Raw genomic sequence first — 15,071 nt, 5'->3', positions numbered from 1 at the left:
CTACTTTTGACGTCAGTTATTTTTAGGGGGTATTACCCGGTGACGCCTCTATAACATCAGCAATCACTTCAAGATCTACTGAACGGGTGATGTACTTTTTTGATTGCTTTGCCTTTTTTCCACCTATTTGTAGCGTCGAAATTCCGTACTTGACTCGCTCAATATCGGAAAGCCCTCCCCTGAGAACACCTGCCAACATACTGTTAGCTTTCATCTTCGACTTTTCAGCAAGACTTCGAGGTGAGCTGATCGCCTCTAAAAGAGGTGAGATTGCATAAGGACCTTCTTCAGATTGGATTAACTCTCCTAGCCGGATGAAGTAAGTAATCGCATTGTCTATTGGGCCAATGGAAGATACCTGTAGTTTCTTTGTTCGTTTATTCTCAGTGGCAATTTTGCGAGCTAGTTCATTAGGAGAATCAACTCCGTGTATCAAGTATGACGAATATGAATAAATGATTTGTCGGAGGTAATGTTTATCGACAATCGCTGTCGTTATCTCAATTGCTCGATAAATGTAATTTAAAAACCTATATACGTGCTCGGCATATGCCTTAACAGTGTTGGTAGCAAGATCTTTCTGAATAGCGTGTTCTACAAATGCATTGAACGCTTGGGAAGGCTGACCATCTTTATCAATAATTAAGCCATCTGTAATGTCGCCGACAATTATAAAGTGTTTTTTTGGCATTAAGGTTTCTCCGAGATAAACCCAGTATACCAGCACTTTTAATTTAAGTAAGTGTTGTTGCGTATTTAATTGAAAATCACAAAATTTTCCAATGAGATACAAGTTGCTTTTTTGTGATTAAAATCTAGTGGGTATGGGTAAATAAAAAACAGGCTCGTTTTATAGAGCCGTCTAGATAAATGACAGAGGAGTGGTGGCCCGTCCGTGACTTGAACACGGGACCTACCGATTCAGTTACCCCAATGCTTTCGCACTGGACTGGACTATATCATCACCCTCGTTTACACGGTGGGGTGTCGGACGCTAATGGTGTATTACACAGCAAGTTCGTGCTGCTCCACCTAGTCTCTGAACCTTCCTAAGACGCCTCTTAGGCTTGGCTGCTGATTGGCATATTTCTTAAGAAATGAAGCTTTCCAGCAATTCATCCGATTTTTCCATATATCATTACGGATATAGGTCACAATTATTTATGAGTCGGGTGCTCTAACCAACTGAGCTAACGGGCCAAATTGTCATTTATATACGCAAGCGTATTGTAGCAAAGATACTTCCTGCCTCTCTTTTCTGTCAAGGCTTTAGACCTTGATTTTATCCCCTTTTAAGTACGCAAGTTATTACTATACCACATAAGAACCAGCGACCGATCGATTATGAGTCGAGCGCTCTAACCAACTGAGCTATGGGGCCATTTCCGCTTTAAATACCAGACGGTATAAGCAGCGGCGTGCAGTATAAGAAGTTTTGCCGGCTTTGTCATCTGGCTTATCTGCCGGTACGGGTTTAACTGCTTATTTTTTGCACGGTACAAAGTAAAAAGGCGCCTTACGGCGCCTTTTTGTTTAATGAACTTACTCGTCAAGGAAGCTTTTTAATACTTCTGAACGTGACGGGTGGCGCAGTTTACGCAGGGCTTTGGCTTCAATTTGACGGATACGCTCGCGTGTTACGTCAAACTGTTTGCCGACTTCTTCCAGCGTGTGGTCGGTGTTCATATCGATACCGAAGCGCATACGCAGTACTTTGGCTTCGCGGGCGGTTAAGCCGGCCAGTACTTCGTTGGTAGCGTTTTTCAGGCTTTCCATGGTGGCAGAGTCCAGCGGTGATTCACCGGTGGCATCTTCGATAAAGTCGCCCAGATGCGAGTCTTCATCATCACCAATCGGTGTTTCCATTGAAATCGGCTCTTTGGCGATTTTCAGCACCTTGCGGATTTTATCTTCCGGCATTTGCATGCGCTCAGATAATTCTTCCGGTGACGGCTCGCGGCCCATTTCCTGTAACATCTGCCGCGAAATACGGTTCAGCTTGTTGATGGTTTCAATCATATGCACCGGAATACGGATGGTGCGGGCCTGGTCGGCGATAGAACGCGTAATGGCCTGACGGATCCACCAGGTGGCGTAGGTTGAAAACTTATAGCCGCGACGGTATTCAAACTTATCTACCGCTTTCATCAAGCCGATGTTACCTTCCTGGATCAGGTCAAGGAACTGCAAACCACGGTTGGTGTACTTTTTCGCAATAGAGATAACCAAACGTAAGTTTGCTTCTACCATCTCTTTCTTGGCGCGGCGGGCTTTGGCTTCGCCAATCGACATGCGACGGTTAATATCTTTAATTTTAAAGATACTTAAGCCGGTTTCTTCTTCTACCTTTTTCAGCTTTTCAATGCTGCGAACCAGTTCTTCCTGCATTTCCTGCAGTTTGGCAGAATAAGGTTTGTTAGCCGCAATTTCTGCGGATAACCATGCCGTAGAGGTTTCAAAGCCGGTAAAGGCTTTAACAAAGTTCTTCTTCGGCATTTTTGCGTATTCAACGCAGTGTTTCATCACGATGCGTTCCTGCACGCGCACACGGTCCATCATTTCGCGCATGTTTTTAACCAGGCGATCGAACTGTTTTGGTACCAGGCGGAAGCAGCGGAACACTTCGCTTAATTTTTCAATTTCAACTTTGGTGGTAGCGTGCTCACGGCCGTTTTTCACGATCGAGTTGCGGGTAACGTCGTACTGGGTACGCAGTTCGCCGAACTTCAGCCGGGCCATCTCCGGATCCGGGCCGGTGTCGCCGTCGTCAGCGTCGCTATCATCGTCGTCATCGTCGTCGCTGTCATCGTCGTCCATTTTATCTTCCGGCACGTCAGAGCCGATATGGCTGCCGGCAACCGGCGCATCGTCAATTTCGTTCGGATCGATAAAGGCGGTAACAATGTCGCTTAAGCGAATTTCTTCGGCTTCGTACTTATCCCACTGCTCCAGCAGGTAAGTGATGGCTTCCGGATATTCTGCTACAGAGCTTTGTACCGTGTTAATGCCGTCTTCAATGCGCTTGGCAATGTCGATTTCGCCTTCACGGGTCAGAAGCTCTACGGTGCCCATTTCACGCATGTACATCCGTACCGGGTCGGTAGTGCGGCCCAGTTCTTTGTCCACGCTGACTAAGGCTTGTGCCGCTTCTTCAACGGCGTCTTCATCTGTGGTGGCATCGGTCATGATCAAGTCATCGGCATCAGGGGCGCTTTCAAACACCTGAATACCCATGTCATTGATCATGCGGATAATGTCTTCTATCTGATCTGAATCGATAATGTCTTGCGGCAGGTGATCGTTCACCTCAGCAAAGGTAAGATAACCTTGCTCTTTACCTTTAATGATCAGGAGTTTTAACTGCGACTGAGGATTTTGCTCCATAGAGACTTATCTTCCACCAATTTGATTAATGTAAAATTGCGAACTAGCGATTATAACAAAGCGCGGCTTTTCTAGCCAGCCGCATTAGTTCACAAGCTTTGGTTTTTTGCTTTTCAGCGCTTGCAACAGCAGTTTGTACTCATGCCATTCGGCTTTCGTCAGTTGTTGCAATTTGTCTTTTCGTTCCAGGGCTTCCAGCCGTTGTTGCAGATACTGATCCTCTATTGAGTGAAAGGTATCGACAAATTCCTGTGATAATTGTTCCTGTGCTATCTGGTGATCCCAGGTGGCCAGTGTCATTAAAATGCTGTGTTCGGGTAAATCCCGCCACTGCTCGATCAACTGTGCTGTCGTCAGCTCAGGTTGCTGCAACAGCCGGTGTTGCAGTGATAATAACAAGGCAATACCGGGAATATTGGCTTCAGCCAACTCCGGCGCATCCGGCATTAAGTTAACTAAGTTGGGGTACTGCAGCAATAAACCAATAGCACGGCGCATTGGTGTTATCTTCATCGCCGCCGGTTTTACCCGGTTTGACGCGCGGTTTACGCCGGCTTTTGTGCGCTCACGCGGCTTGCCAAGCAGGTTGGCTAATTTATCGCTTAAACTGTCGCGATAAAATTCACTGGGTATTTGTTTAATCAGCTCAGCGGCTTTTACCGATAGCGCCGATTTACCGGCATCGGTAGCCGGGTCAAATTCCTGCACCAAATGCTCAAAAAAGTACTGATTCAGCGGCATGGCGCCGGCAATACGCTGTAAAAACGCAGCTTTGCCTTCTTTTTGCACCAGTGAGTCCGGGTCTTCGCCGTCGGGCAAAAACACAAAATTTAATTCTACGCCGTCTTTTAATTGCGGCAGGGCACTTTGCAAGGCACGCCAGGCGGCATCGCGACCGGCACGGTCACCGTCGTAGCAGCACACCACTTTGGGTGTATAGCGAAACAGCGTATGCATATGATCCGACGTAGTGGCAGTACCCAGGCAGGCCACGGCAAAGCGGATATCGTGTTCGGCCAGCGCCACCACATCCATATAGCCTTCAACCACCAGTATTTGCTCAACATGGCCCGGTTGTTGGCGCACTTCGTACAGGCCATACAGTTCGCGACCTTTATGAAATAAACGACTTTCCGGCGAATTTAAATATTTCGGCGTGCCGTCGCCCAACACGCGGCCACCAAAGGCAATAACGCGGCCGCGTTTGTCGCGGATGGGAAACATTAAGCGTTCGCGGAAAAAGTCATACTCGCGGCCGTTGTCGTTGCGGTTGATTAGCCGCAGCTCAGCTAACTGGTCGCGCAGTGGCTTATTGTTGCCCGGGCTTAGGCGTTTAAGCAGGTTATCCCAGCCGTCCGGCGCGTAGCCAATAGCAAAGTCGGCCAGGGTTTTCGCTGTTAAGCCGCGCCCGGCAACATACTGCTGCACCATGGCAGCATTAGGGTGCTGTTGTAATTGCTGTTGATAAAACTCCGCGGCTTGCTGCATCAGGTGATAATCATCAGCCTGCGCCGCAGGGCGTTTAGGGCCGGTGCCTTGCTCGCGTGGAACTTCAAGATGATGTTGCTGCGCCAGCTCTTCAATGGCTTCAACAAATTCGAGTTGTTCAAACTCCATCATAAAGCTGATGGCATTGCCGTGCGCGCCACAGCCAAAGCAATGGTAAAACTGCTTGTCGGGGCTAACGGTAAAAGAGGGCGATTTTTCACTATGGAACGGACAACAGGCAGCGTAATTTCTACCGGCTTTTTTCAGCGGTACGCGCTGGTCTATCAGTTCAACGATGTCGGTGCGGGCCAACAACTCGTCGATAAACTGTCTGGGGATTTGTCCTGCCACCTTTTTCCTTCGGCGTTATTCAGAAAAAGACAAACCGTGCCTTGCGGGCACGGTATGCAGATGTCGACTTTGCGCTGTTACATCGGGCTGCTCTTTGCTATTAGCATTGCTGGCGTAGTGTGCACAGCAGACAGCACCGGTGTCGCTAAGCGGGTACTAACAGCCGGTTAGGCTTAGTACAGCTTGATGCGACGTGCGTTTTCGCGAGACAGCTTCTTAGCATGACGCTTAACAGCTGCTGCTTTTTTACGCTTACGGATCCAGGTTGGCTTCTCGTAGAATTCTTTAGCGCGAACGTCAGCTAATACACCAGCTTTTTCGCATGAGCGCTTGAAACGACGTAATGCTACGTCAAACGGTTCGTTTTCTTTTACTTTAACAACAGGCATTAAATTCTCACCTCAGGGCCAAATTGGTTATCTGTGAACCAATACGATTAAAAATGGTGCGGCATTTTACGCAAAAAGACAGGGCGATGTAAAGCAGTTCTGCGATCTAAATCCGATCCTCTGGCTCTGAATGAACTGAGCCGGTACAATGGCGGCCATTTTAGCGGAATTGAGACACAGATGCGAGTTTTAGGTATAGAAACATCCTGCGATGAAACCGGTATTGCCGTGTATGACGACAAGCTGGGTTTGTTAAGCCATGTCCTGTACAGCCAGATCCCGTTACATGCCGATTACGGCGGTGTAGTGCCGGAGCTTGCCTCGCGCGACCATATCCGCAAAACCATACCGCTGATTAAACAAGCGCTGCGCGAAGCTAACTGCCAGCCGGCCGATATTGATGGCGTGGCCTATACTGCCGGGCCGGGTTTAGCCGGCGCTTTGTTGGTTGGCGCAGCTATTGGCCGGTCTTTGGCTATGGCGTGGAATAAACCGGCGCTGGCAGTACATCATATGGAAGGCCATTTGCTGGCGCCGATGCTGGAAGCCAACCCGCCGCAGTTTCCGTTTTTAGCGCTGTTGGTCTCGGGTGGCCACACTCAGTTAGTGGGCGTCGAAGGTATTGGCCGCTATGAGCTGCTAGGCGAGTCTATTGATGACGCTGCCGGTGAGGCCTTTGATAAAACCGCCAAACTCATGGGGCTGGATTATCCCGGCGGCCCCTTACTGGCAAAATTGGCGACCCAGGGCGACAGTAAAAAGTACAAGTTTCCGCGGCCAATGACTGACCGGCCCGGGCTGGATTTCAGCTTTAGCGGTTTAAAAACCTCTGCGGCGAATGTCATAGCCAAAGAGGGCAGCGGTACGCAGGTACAAGCCGATATTGCAGCCTCGTTTCAGCAGGCTGTGGTAGATACCCTGGTGATTAAATGTGAGCGCGCGCTGCAGCAAACCGGCTACAAACGTCTGGTGATCGCCGGTGGTGTTAGTGCTAATACGTCGCTGCGTGAGCAGTTAGCGCAGTTACTTAAGCGCCATGGTGGCGAAGTGTTTTATCCGCGCAAAGAGTTTTGCACCGACAATGGCGCCATGATAGCGCTGGCGGGGTATTACCGTTTAGCGGCCGGGCAGCAGCAGGATTTAACTATCGGCGTAACACCGCGCTGGCCAATGCAGGACTTGCCGGCGGTCTAATTTGATAAGTCAGTAGTTTGGACTGAAGGTTGGAATCCCGATTTGGGCGCCACAGAGTGTCTGAGCCCTGCCGTAGGCAGTAGGGCGAGTTGCTGTGGCGAGCCAGAGTGGGAGTTGCAACCGAAAGCACAGCCGAAGCTGCTGTTCACTCCCGAATTCGTTTGCTTTTATCCCACACTTTGCTTTCTTTGCCGCGCCACAGCCTAACGATATTCTCGCGGTGGCGCACAATAATCAGAATACTCAGCATCAGCACCGGTATGGTATACAGCGGTTTTATAAACCAGGTAAACAGCGGTGCTAAGGTAACGGTTAAAATAGCCGCCAACGAGGAGTAACCGCTGAGGGCCACGATAATCAGCCAACTGGCGATCAGCAAACCGGCTAAATCCAGCCCGATGGGCATCATGGCACCAAAGGCCGTTGCCACCGCTTTGCCGCCTTTAAAACCAAAAAACAGCGGGAAAATATGACCGACACAGGCACAGATAGCAATTAAGCCGAGAAACAGCGGCTCAATTTTAAGAAAGTAAGACCCCCACACCGGAATGGTGCCCTTTAAGATATCAAACAGCAGTACCAAAATGGCCGGTAGTTTACCGCCCAGGCGTAATACGTTGGTGGCGCCCGGGTTGCCGGAGCCGTGTAGGCGGGGGTCGGGTAAGCGAAACAGCTTGCTGACCAGCACTGCCGACGAAACGGAGCCTAACAAATAGGCAGCCAACATCATAATTCCAATCAGCGGGGTCATTAAGGCGGTTCCTCAGCACCAGTTTTTACGTTAAGATTGCATCCCGGCGTAGCGCCTGCAGAATATAGGGTTTTCGCAGTTTTGCCTATCCGACCAGCCTACCTGATACGAGAAATAACGCAATGCGGATGTAACTGAATGGACATAGTTTTTATAAAACAGCTACAAGTTGATACCGTAATTGGGGTCTATGAGTGGGAAAAGGCGATAACGCAAAGCTTATTTCTCGATCTGGCGCTAACGGCAGATCAACGCAGTGCGGCCGCATCAGATGATATTAAATTAACGCTGGATTACGCGGTTATTGCTGAAAAAGTCACTCAGCTTATTACTGCTGCGCCGATAGAGCTAATTGAAACCGTGGCCGAGCGGGTTGCGCAACTGCTGCTGAGTGAGTTTGCCACCACTAAAGTGGAAGTGACAGTAAGTAAGCCCGGCGCGGTGAAACAAGCGCAAACTGTGGGTGTACATATTGTCAGGAGCCGCAGCTGATGGCGCGTATTTATATCAGCATTGGCAGCAATATCGAGCGTGAATACTATGTTCGTGCCGGCGTACACGCCTTACAACAGCATTTTGCTGCGGTGCAACTGTCATCCGTGTATGAAAGCGAGGCGGTCGGTTTTAGTGGTGATGCGTTTTACAATATGGTGGCCGCGGCCGACACCGATTTAAGCATTGCGCAGTGCGTGGCGCTGTTAAAACAGATTGAAGATAAGTTTGGCAGAGTGCGCGGTGCAGAGAAGTTTTGCGGCCGCACGCTGGATTTAGACCTGCTGACCTATGATGACGTAATATGCGATAGCCCTGTCATTCTGCCGCGGCAGGAAATAACCGAAAACGCCTTTGTATTGTGGCCGCTGGCCGAATTAGCGCCGGATGTGCTGCATCCGGGCAGCGGGCAAAGCTATGCCCGCTTGTGGCAAAACTATGATAAACGACAAAAACTATGGCCGGTGCCATTTAACTGGAGTGATAAGCAGTGAGTACAGTGGAAGTGATTATTTTAGCTATTATTCAAGGTCTTACCGAGTTTTTACCTATTTCGTCCTCTGCTCATCTTATTTTGCCCTCTGCCGTATTTGGCTGGCAGGATCAGGGGCTGGTGTTTGATGTTGCTGTGCATGTCGGCACCTTATTAGCCGTAATGCTGTATTTCCGCCGTGATATCGGCCAGTTAACGGTGGGCTGGTTTCAAAGCCTGGGTGGCAAACACAGCACCGGGAGTAAACTGGCCTGGTGGGTGATATTAGCTACCATTCCGGCTGGTTTAGCCGGCTTACTGGCAGCTGATTTGATAGAAACCTTCCTGCGCTCGCCTTATGTTATTGCTATCACGACCATCGTATTTGGTTTGGCGTTGTGGCTGGCAGATGCTACGGCAAAACAAGTGCAAAGCATGGAACAGCTAAGCTGGAAACAAGCGTTGTTGATTGGTATAGCCCAGGCTGTTGCGCTTATTCCCGGCACTTCACGCTCAGGTATTACCATGACTGCCGCGCTGATGCTGGGGCTGGACAGAGTCAGTGCGGCACGGTTCTCTTTTTTACTGTCTATCCCGATTATCATATTAAGCGGTGGCTATCAGGGCAGCAAGTTACTGGCAGAGCCTACCCATTACGATATAACGGCGATCTTGCTGGGAACCGGTTTGTCTTTTGTCAGCGCCTTTATTTGTATTCATTTGTTTTTAAAAGTCATAGAGCGCATGGGCATGTTGCCGTTTGTTATCTACCGCTTGTTATTGGGTGTAGTACTGCTGGCAGTGCTGGGTAGTGCCGCTTAATTTTTTGCTTGCCATTGCAGCTTAGCCGCCTTAATTGCCGACAGGCGGCCACGCTGCAGGCCATGTTTTATCGCTTCACCTGTTAAGCCCTGTGCCACTAACTCTTTGGCATTTATCAGCCGCGCTGCGCCGGCCAGTGCCTGCAAATAGGCAGCCTGTGGGTACTCTGCCTGCTCAAAACCGGTGCGACCACGTAAATCAGCCGTGCAGCACAATAAGATGTCGTTAAGCCGCTCAGGCTTGCGCCAGATATCAATGGCATCAAACAGCTTTAATACTGTGCTGCTTTTAAGCTCCCGGGCGCGGTGCACCAATTGGTGATATTCACACACCAGCAATGCCAGCTCGCGACAGTCATTCGGTACCCGTAACCTGTCGCACAGCTGCTGAATCAGCGGCAAACCGCTATGTTCATGACCATGATGTGATGGCCACAATTCCGGGCTGGTAATGCCTTTGCCTAAGTCATGCACCAGAGCGGCAAAACGGATATCCAGCCTCGGTGATAACAGCGCGGCTTGCTGCAGTACCATCAGCATATGCACGCCGGTATCAATTTCCGGGTGCCACTGCGGTGGTTGCGGTACGCCCCATAGTGCATCCAGCTCAGGCATGAGTGTTGCCAGCGCCGCGGTATCGCGTAACAGTTGAAAATACGCCTGTGGCGTTTGCTCGCTAAGCGCTTTGGCCGTTTCCTGCCATACCCGCTCCGGCGTCAGAGTGCTGAGCTCGTCACTCAGCCTGCGCATCAGCGCTTGGGTATCTGCGGCAACACTAAAGCCTAAATGGGCATAGCGGGCATAGAAACGTGCTACCCGCAGCACGCGCAGCGGGTCTTCAGCAAAGGCGTCAGACACGTGACGCAGAATTTTTTGTTTAATATCAGCCACGCCACCAAAGGGGTCAACTAAAGTGCCGTCATCGGCCTGCGCAATGGCGTTAATGGTTAAATCACGGCGCAATAAATCCTGCTCCAGCGTAACATCCGCTGCGGCATAGACACTAAAGCCGGTGTAGCCTTTGCCGCTTTTACGCTCGGTACGGGCCAGCGCGTGCTCTTCTTTGGTCTGCGGGTGCAAAAATACCGGAAAGTCTTTACCGACTTGCTGATAGCCCAAATCCAGCATTTGCTGCGGTGTTGCGCCCACCACCACCCAATCCCGCTCGTGAAACGGGTAGCCCAAAAGACTGTCGCGTACTGCACCACCTACCAGATATCGTTGCACCGGCTTTCCTGTTGCCAATTTTTTTGCCATTATACCCGTCGTCTTTCAAAATGCACGGTCGCAACAAATGGCAGCGCCATCACCAGCAGGAAGCAGTATGTACAGCGGATTTTTCGGCTTAACCAGTGCCCCGTTCTCCATCGCCCCCAACCCTGACTTTATGTATTTAAGCCCGCGCCATGCCGAGGCGTTAGCACATTTACGTTATGGTCTGGGGGAGGCCGGGGGCTTTGTGCTGCTGACCGGTGAAGTGGGAACCGGTAAAACCACCGTGTCGCGTTGTTTATTGCAGGAGCTGGATGAAAGTGCCGAGGTGGCTTTTATCTTAAACCCGACCTTATCTGAGCTGGAGCTGTTGGCGGCCATTTGCGATGAGCTGAAAATCCGTTACAAAAAAGCCGATGCCAGCTTAAAGCTGTTGGGCGACAAAATAAAAGCACGGTTAATAAAAAACCACGACGCCGGCAAGCATACGTTGTTAATTATTGATGAGGCGCAACATCTGCAGCCGGCGGTGCTGGAGCAGCTGCGCTTGCTTACCAACCTGGAAACCAATACCCGTAAGTTGCTGCAGGTGATTTTGATTGGCCAGCCGGAGCTGCAGCAACTGTTAAAACGTAATGATTTACGCCAGTTAGCGCAGCGCATTACGGCGCGCTATCACTTGTTGCCGCTTAGCCTGGATGAAGTAAAACACTACCTTAAGTTTCGATTGCAGGTAGCGGGCTGCAGCCGGCCGGTATTTAGTGATGCCGCGGTAAAAAAGCTGTTTCAGCTTAGTGGCGGTATACCACGGCTGTTAAATCTGATGGCAGATCGCGCCTTGCTTGGTGCCTATAGCCAGCAACAGGCCATCGTCAGCCATAAATTAGTGCAACAGGCTGCTGCGGAAATTCTGCCGTTGTCTGAGCAGGTAAACAAGGTTGCACCGCCGCGCTGGTTCTGGCCTGTATTGGGCCTTTGCGCTATAGTGCTGGGCTTTAGCCTGGCAGTGGTGTTGATGCCGCTGCTGCACAGTTAATCACGCAGCACTAACCGGGTTTTGAACTTTATGTCAATTTTAATGCAAGCCCTGAAACAGCAACATCAAACCGCAGCGGTGGTGGCAGATGGCAGCGCGTTTTGGCGTAAACTGGCATTGGCGCTGGCCTTACTGTTGGCGCTGCTAACCGGCGCCGTCGCCGCCTATCTGTTAATGCCGCTGGTTAAACCCACTGTAACTCCTGCTGCAGAGGTAGTGATACCGGCGCAACCCGAGGCTATTCTGGCGGCATTAAGCCACGCCGGCGACGCGGTAGTAGATAAAGCGGCAGCAGATAAAACAGCACCGGCTGTTGTTACCGAATTAACCCGGGCACTAACGCCGCAACCGCTGCAACCGCAAGTGGTGCAGGAGCAGCTGGCCAGTGAACCTGCCATGGCGATGGTGACAGCAGGCACTGCTGCAGCGGAACCTCAGCCGTTAATAGCGGCTACGCCTGAGCCTGCTGTTGACCCTGAGGTATCAGCAGAGCTGAGGGATAAATTTGCTTCGGCGATAGAGGCTACCGAAGACAGCCGGCGTAGTAATACCGTGCAACGCAATGCTGCAGCTCCGGCGCGCGATATTAATAGCCTTGAGCGGCAACTGCAGCAGCAGATCCCGCCGCTGCGCTTTGATGCGCATGTTTATGCCACCACGGCCAGCCAACGTTGGGTGAAAGTAAACGGCAAAACGCTGCAGGAAGGCCAGTGGGTAACGGCAGATATCCGTATTAAAGAAATTACGCCGCAATTTGTGCTGTTGCAGTGGGGTAGCCAGTTGTTCAGCATGGCAGCGCTGACAGAATGGCCGGGCAGCTAGCCCGGTTGGCTCAGGTTTTTAACATAAACTGATTAAAAAACTTCTTCAGATCAATCTTATATTCCAGTGCGTCTACCGCGGTATTAATGGCATCATTGCAACGCGCGTTGGTCAAATCCAGCGTAACCGGGGTTAAATAGTGCCGCTTGGTGCCATGGTAGAACACTTTAACAATAGGGCAGGTCAGGCTGCCGGGATTGTTTTCCAGCACCAGTGCAAGTTTCTCGCTATCCAGTTTTACCAGGGTGCCGGGCGGGTACATCCCTATGGCGCTGATAAACTGTTTTACCAATACCGGGTCGAAATGATGCGGGCTATCGGCGAGTAAAATTTTCAGCGCTTTAACGCTGGTTTGGCCGCTTTTATACACTCGTTGTGCGGTAATGGCATCATAGGTATCAACAATGGCAATCATCCGGCTGTACAAGGATATTTGCTCACCGCTTAAACCGGCTGGGTAACCTTTACCATCAAGGCGTTCGTGGTGATTTGCGGCCACATCTAAACTTATCGCTGAAATACCTTCGGTTTGTTGCAAAATATCGCGGCTGTACTCGACGTGCTTGCGCATTTCTACAAATTCTTCGTCAGTAAGCCGGCCGGGTTTATTTAACACCGCGTCCGGCACCTGAATTTTACCAATGTCATGCAATAAGGCACCGGTAGCCAGTTGCTCAATCACCGACTCTTCCATATTGAGATACTTGGCAAAGATGCTCATCAAAATGGAGACGTTTACCGAGTGCTCAAGTAAATAGGCGTCTTTGTCGCGAATGCGGCTCATGCACAATAAGGCATCCTGGTTGCGAAATACCGAGTCAATAATACCGTCAGCGCAGTTACGAAAGTCGGCAACATCAATGGTTTTACCGTTACTGATATCGCGAAAGGCACGTTTTTGCAGGTTTTTGGCTTCGGCATAGAGTTTTTCGGCCCGCGCCAGCTCTTGTGCCATGCTGGTTTTTTTGGTGCTTTGTCTGGCGCTCAGTACCGTTGGCGCAGTACCGGCCCTGGCATGGCGAAATTCGCCGTCGTCGCCGTCGTCTAAGCTGGTAACCTGTTGTTTGGCCGGGTCAATGACCACCGCAGTTACCCCCTTGCTTTTAAGCAGGGCAATTTGTGCAGGATCTTTTATCAGCCCCTTTACATTCAGGCTGGCGCCGGCTTGCTGTTGCGCGATGTTGACAATAAACATACCGCAGATCAGTTGATCAATGGGAATTGTCTTCACTATAGGCACACTTTATTAATGACATATTTATAGGATACTAGTGCCTGGCGCCGGCTTAAACAAGGGCCGTGTTAAACAGAGGAAATTGCAGGGGGTTACCGGGTCATTACAAATAGTTGCGTACGTCCAAACCAAATTTTTTTAAATCAACGCAGCCTTCGATCTGTTCTTCCTGCTGCCGCGCCAGGTCGAGCATTTTTGCAGGGATATGGTGCTGATGTACGCTGTGGTAAAACACTTTTACTTTCGGTTGCACCGGCTTTTTCGGATTGTTTTCCAGCACCAGTGCCAGCCGGCCACTGCTGAGCTTTACCACTGAGCCCGGCGGATACACGCCGATACATTTAATAAACAGTTGCAGTAATTCAGCATCTAACTGATTGGGAGTAAGGTCGAGCAACTGGCGTGATGCACTCAATGGCCCCTGCTTGCCCGGCTGGGGTGAAGTCAGGTTTTCGTAATGGTTTACAATAGCCAGCATGCGGCTACCTTTATCAATTTGTTTGCTGCTGATTTTCGGCGAACCACTGCCATCGAGATAAGCACAGTGTTGGCTGATCCACAGAGAAATTTCGCCGGCCAGATGCGGCGTTTTTTGCAGGGCAGCCATACTGGCGGCTATAGCAACATGATCGGCAGCGTTAAGATAATCTGAGTTAGTGGTTTTGCCGATATCATGCAGCAGGGCGGCGGTGATCAACGCCTGCACCTTATGCGGCGGTAAGCCAAGGTAACGGCCGAAAGCGGCCATATAAATGGCGCAGCTGATACTGTGTTGCAGCAGGACATCGCTTTGCTCGGCAATGCGGGTCAGGCACAGCAGAACATCCTGATTGCGGGCAACTGACTCTGACAAACCGGCACTGACTTCATAAATTAAACTCAGATCTATGGCTTTTTCCAGCCGCACGGCGTCCAGTAACTGGCGCTGCGCTTTACCGGTTTGTTGTAATACTTTTTCTGCTTTGGGCCATTCTGTGCTGAACAAACTGCGCGCCGGCGGCTCGTTTGCAGTGGCGGCAGCCTCTGGTACCGGGGCCGGGGGCGTTTTAACCGGCAGTTTTTTATCAGGATCAATCAGCAGTACGCGCACGCCTTTTTGGCGCAGCACATCAACCGCCTGTGTTGTGCGAACCCAGCCGGCATGTTTTACGATTACATCGCCGGTTTGTTGCAGTACCTGCACCACATAGCTTCCCGGCTGTAAATCGGTGATGTTTACTTCCTGATACGCCATCTTGTGTTTAGCCTGCACCCCATCATTACATCAGCCGCGTAGTATACCTGATGTTGCTTAACTGTATATTAACAAAGAGTCGATTTGTCATAATGCTGCGATAGCATGCTGTAAAACATAGCATAAAGCCCGCAACAGCGGGCTTTAGTCTTGGCTCAACAGCAACGCTGCCGGCAGTAACAACCGCGTGT

At 50.5% G+C, this 15,071-nt stretch carries 14 protein-coding genes; 6 read left to right on the top strand and 8 right to left on the bottom strand.

What is annotated here, in order from left to right:
- Window positions 1–22: 22 nt before the first annotated feature.
- The 4 genes from HRH59_RS17005 to rpsU all read right to left on the bottom strand — a co-directional run bounded on the left by HRH59_RS17005 (window position 23) and on the right by rpsU (window position 5,612).
- The gene (locus HRH59_RS17005) at window positions 23–691 is read right to left on the bottom strand and encodes a hypothetical protein (protein WP_173502476.1); all 669 of its coding nucleotides are present in this window, start codon (window positions 689–691) and stop codon (window positions 23–25) included.
- A gap of 851 nt (window positions 692–1,542) precedes the next feature.
- Entirely contained in the window at window positions 1,543–3,384 is a 1,842-nt protein-coding gene (gene rpoD, locus HRH59_RS17000) for an RNA polymerase sigma factor RpoD (RefSeq protein WP_173502475.1), read from the bottom strand.
- A gap of 84 nt (window positions 3,385–3,468) precedes the next feature.
- Window positions 3,469–5,223, bottom strand: a complete 1,755-nt coding sequence (dnaG, locus tag HRH59_RS16995; RefSeq protein ID WP_173502474.1) for a DNA primase — start codon at window positions 5,221–5,223, stop codon at window positions 3,469–3,471.
- 173 nt (window positions 5,224–5,396) lie between these two features.
- A complete protein-coding gene (gene rpsU, locus HRH59_RS16990) occupies window positions 5,397–5,612 on the bottom strand; it encodes a 30S ribosomal protein S21 (protein WP_027671378.1) in 216 nt (71 codons plus the stop codon).
- A 180-nt stretch (window positions 5,613–5,792) separates the two neighbouring features.
- On the opposite strand from rpsU, the gene tsaD reads away from it, so the two are divergent.
- Entirely contained in the window at window positions 5,793–6,806 is a 1,014-nt protein-coding gene (gene tsaD / locus HRH59_RS16985; RefSeq protein ID WP_173502473.1) for a tRNA (adenosine(37)-N6)-threonylcarbamoyltransferase complex transferase subunit TsaD, read from the top strand.
- A gap of 145 nt (window positions 6,807–6,951) precedes the next feature.
- Here tsaD and plsY read toward each other — a convergent pair whose 3' ends face one another.
- Complete coding sequence (gene plsY / locus HRH59_RS16980) at window positions 6,952–7,557, bottom strand: glycerol-3-phosphate 1-O-acyltransferase PlsY (protein WP_173502472.1); 606 nt, start codon at window positions 7,555–7,557, stop codon at window positions 6,952–6,954.
- Between the two features lie 138 nt (window positions 7,558–7,695).
- Between plsY and folB the strand changes: the two genes are divergently transcribed.
- The 3 genes from folB to HRH59_RS16965 are packed head-to-tail and all read left to right on the top strand — an operon-like array spanning window position 7,696 to window position 9,343.
- Window positions 7,696–8,049, top strand: coding sequence for a dihydroneopterin aldolase (folB, locus tag HRH59_RS16975; RefSeq protein ID WP_173502471.1), 354 nt, complete (start codon window positions 7,696–7,698; stop codon window positions 8,047–8,049).
- Entirely contained in the window at window positions 8,049–8,543 is a 495-nt protein-coding gene (gene folK / locus HRH59_RS16970) for a 2-amino-4-hydroxy-6-hydroxymethyldihydropteridine diphosphokinase (protein WP_173502470.1), read from the top strand. The genes folB and folK overlap by 1 nt, the downstream gene beginning before the upstream one ends.
- Window positions 8,540–9,343, top strand: coding sequence for an undecaprenyl-diphosphate phosphatase (locus tag HRH59_RS16965; protein WP_173502469.1), 804 nt, complete (start codon window positions 8,540–8,542; stop codon window positions 9,341–9,343). The genes folK and HRH59_RS16965 overlap by 4 nt, the downstream gene beginning before the upstream one ends.
- On the opposite strand, the gene HRH59_RS16960 is transcribed toward HRH59_RS16965, so the two are convergent.
- Window positions 9,340–10,569, bottom strand: coding sequence for a multifunctional CCA addition/repair protein (locus HRH59_RS16960; RefSeq protein ID WP_173502468.1), 1,230 nt, complete (start codon window positions 10,567–10,569; stop codon window positions 9,340–9,342). The two genes, HRH59_RS16965 and HRH59_RS16960, sit on opposite strands and share 4 nt — an antisense overlap.
- 97 nt (window positions 10,570–10,666) lie before the next feature.
- On the opposite strand from HRH59_RS16960, the gene HRH59_RS16955 reads away from it, so the two are divergent.
- On the top strand, window positions 10,667–11,590 hold the full coding sequence (locus tag HRH59_RS16955) for an ExeA family protein (protein WP_173502467.1): 924 nt from the start codon (window positions 10,667–10,669) through the stop codon (window positions 11,588–11,590).
- Window positions 11,591–11,620: 30 nt separating this feature from the next.
- The gene (locus HRH59_RS16950) at window positions 11,621–12,412 is read left to right on the top strand and encodes a general secretion pathway protein GspB (protein ID WP_173502466.1); all 792 of its coding nucleotides are present in this window, start codon (window positions 11,621–11,623) and stop codon (window positions 12,410–12,412) included.
- A 10-nt stretch (window positions 12,413–12,422) separates the two neighbouring features.
- Here HRH59_RS16950 and HRH59_RS19575 read toward each other — a convergent pair whose 3' ends face one another.
- On the bottom strand, window positions 12,423–13,643 hold the full coding sequence (locus tag HRH59_RS19575; RefSeq protein WP_173502465.1) for an HD-GYP domain-containing protein: 1,221 nt from the start codon (window positions 13,641–13,643) through the stop codon (window positions 12,423–12,425).
- Window positions 13,644–13,749: 106 nt separating this feature from the next.
- Window positions 13,750–14,880: an HD-GYP domain-containing protein gene (locus tag HRH59_RS16940; protein ID WP_173502464.1), complete on the bottom strand. Its 1,131-nt coding sequence runs from the start codon at window positions 14,878–14,880 to the stop codon at window positions 13,750–13,752.
- Between the last annotated feature and the right edge of the window lie 191 nt (window positions 14,881–15,071).

It is taken from the genome of Rheinheimera lutimaris, from assembly GCF_013283795.1.
Lineage (GTDB): Bacteria > Pseudomonadota > Gammaproteobacteria > Enterobacterales > Alteromonadaceae > Alishewanella > Alishewanella lutimaris.
This window is presented reverse-complemented; position numbering and strand designations above follow the sequence as displayed.

Excerpts from the sequence above, each read along its gene's own strand:
- HRH59_RS17005 (WP_173502476.1), bottom strand. The coding sequence starts at position 691 with ATGCCAAAAAAACACTTTATAATTGTCGGCGACATTACAGATGGCTTA.
- rpoD (WP_173502475.1), bottom strand. The coding sequence starts at position 3,384 with ATGGAGCAAAATCCTCAGTCGCAGTTAAAACTCCTGATCATTAAAGGT.
- rpsU (WP_027671378.1), bottom strand. The coding sequence starts at position 5,612 with ATGCCTGTTGTTAAAGTAAAAGAAAACGAACCGTTTGACGTAGCATTA.
- tsaD (WP_173502473.1), top strand. The coding sequence starts at position 5,793 with ATGCGAGTTTTAGGTATAGAAACATCCTGCGATGAAACCGGTATTGCC.
- plsY (WP_173502472.1), bottom strand. The coding sequence starts at position 7,557 with ATGACCCCGCTGATTGGAATTATGATGTTGGCTGCCTATTTGTTAGGC.
- folB (WP_173502471.1), top strand. The coding sequence starts at position 7,696 with ATGGACATAGTTTTTATAAAACAGCTACAAGTTGATACCGTAATTGGG.
- folK (WP_173502470.1), top strand. The coding sequence starts at position 8,049 with ATGGCGCGTATTTATATCAGCATTGGCAGCAATATCGAGCGTGAATAC.
- HRH59_RS16955 (WP_173502467.1), top strand. The coding sequence starts at position 10,667 with ATGTACAGCGGATTTTTCGGCTTAACCAGTGCCCCGTTCTCCATCGCC.
- HRH59_RS16950 (WP_173502466.1), top strand. The coding sequence starts at position 11,621 with ATGTCAATTTTAATGCAAGCCCTGAAACAGCAACATCAAACCGCAGCG.
- HRH59_RS16940 (WP_173502464.1), bottom strand. The coding sequence starts at position 14,880 with ATGGCGTATCAGGAAGTAAACATCACCGATTTACAGCCGGGAAGCTAT.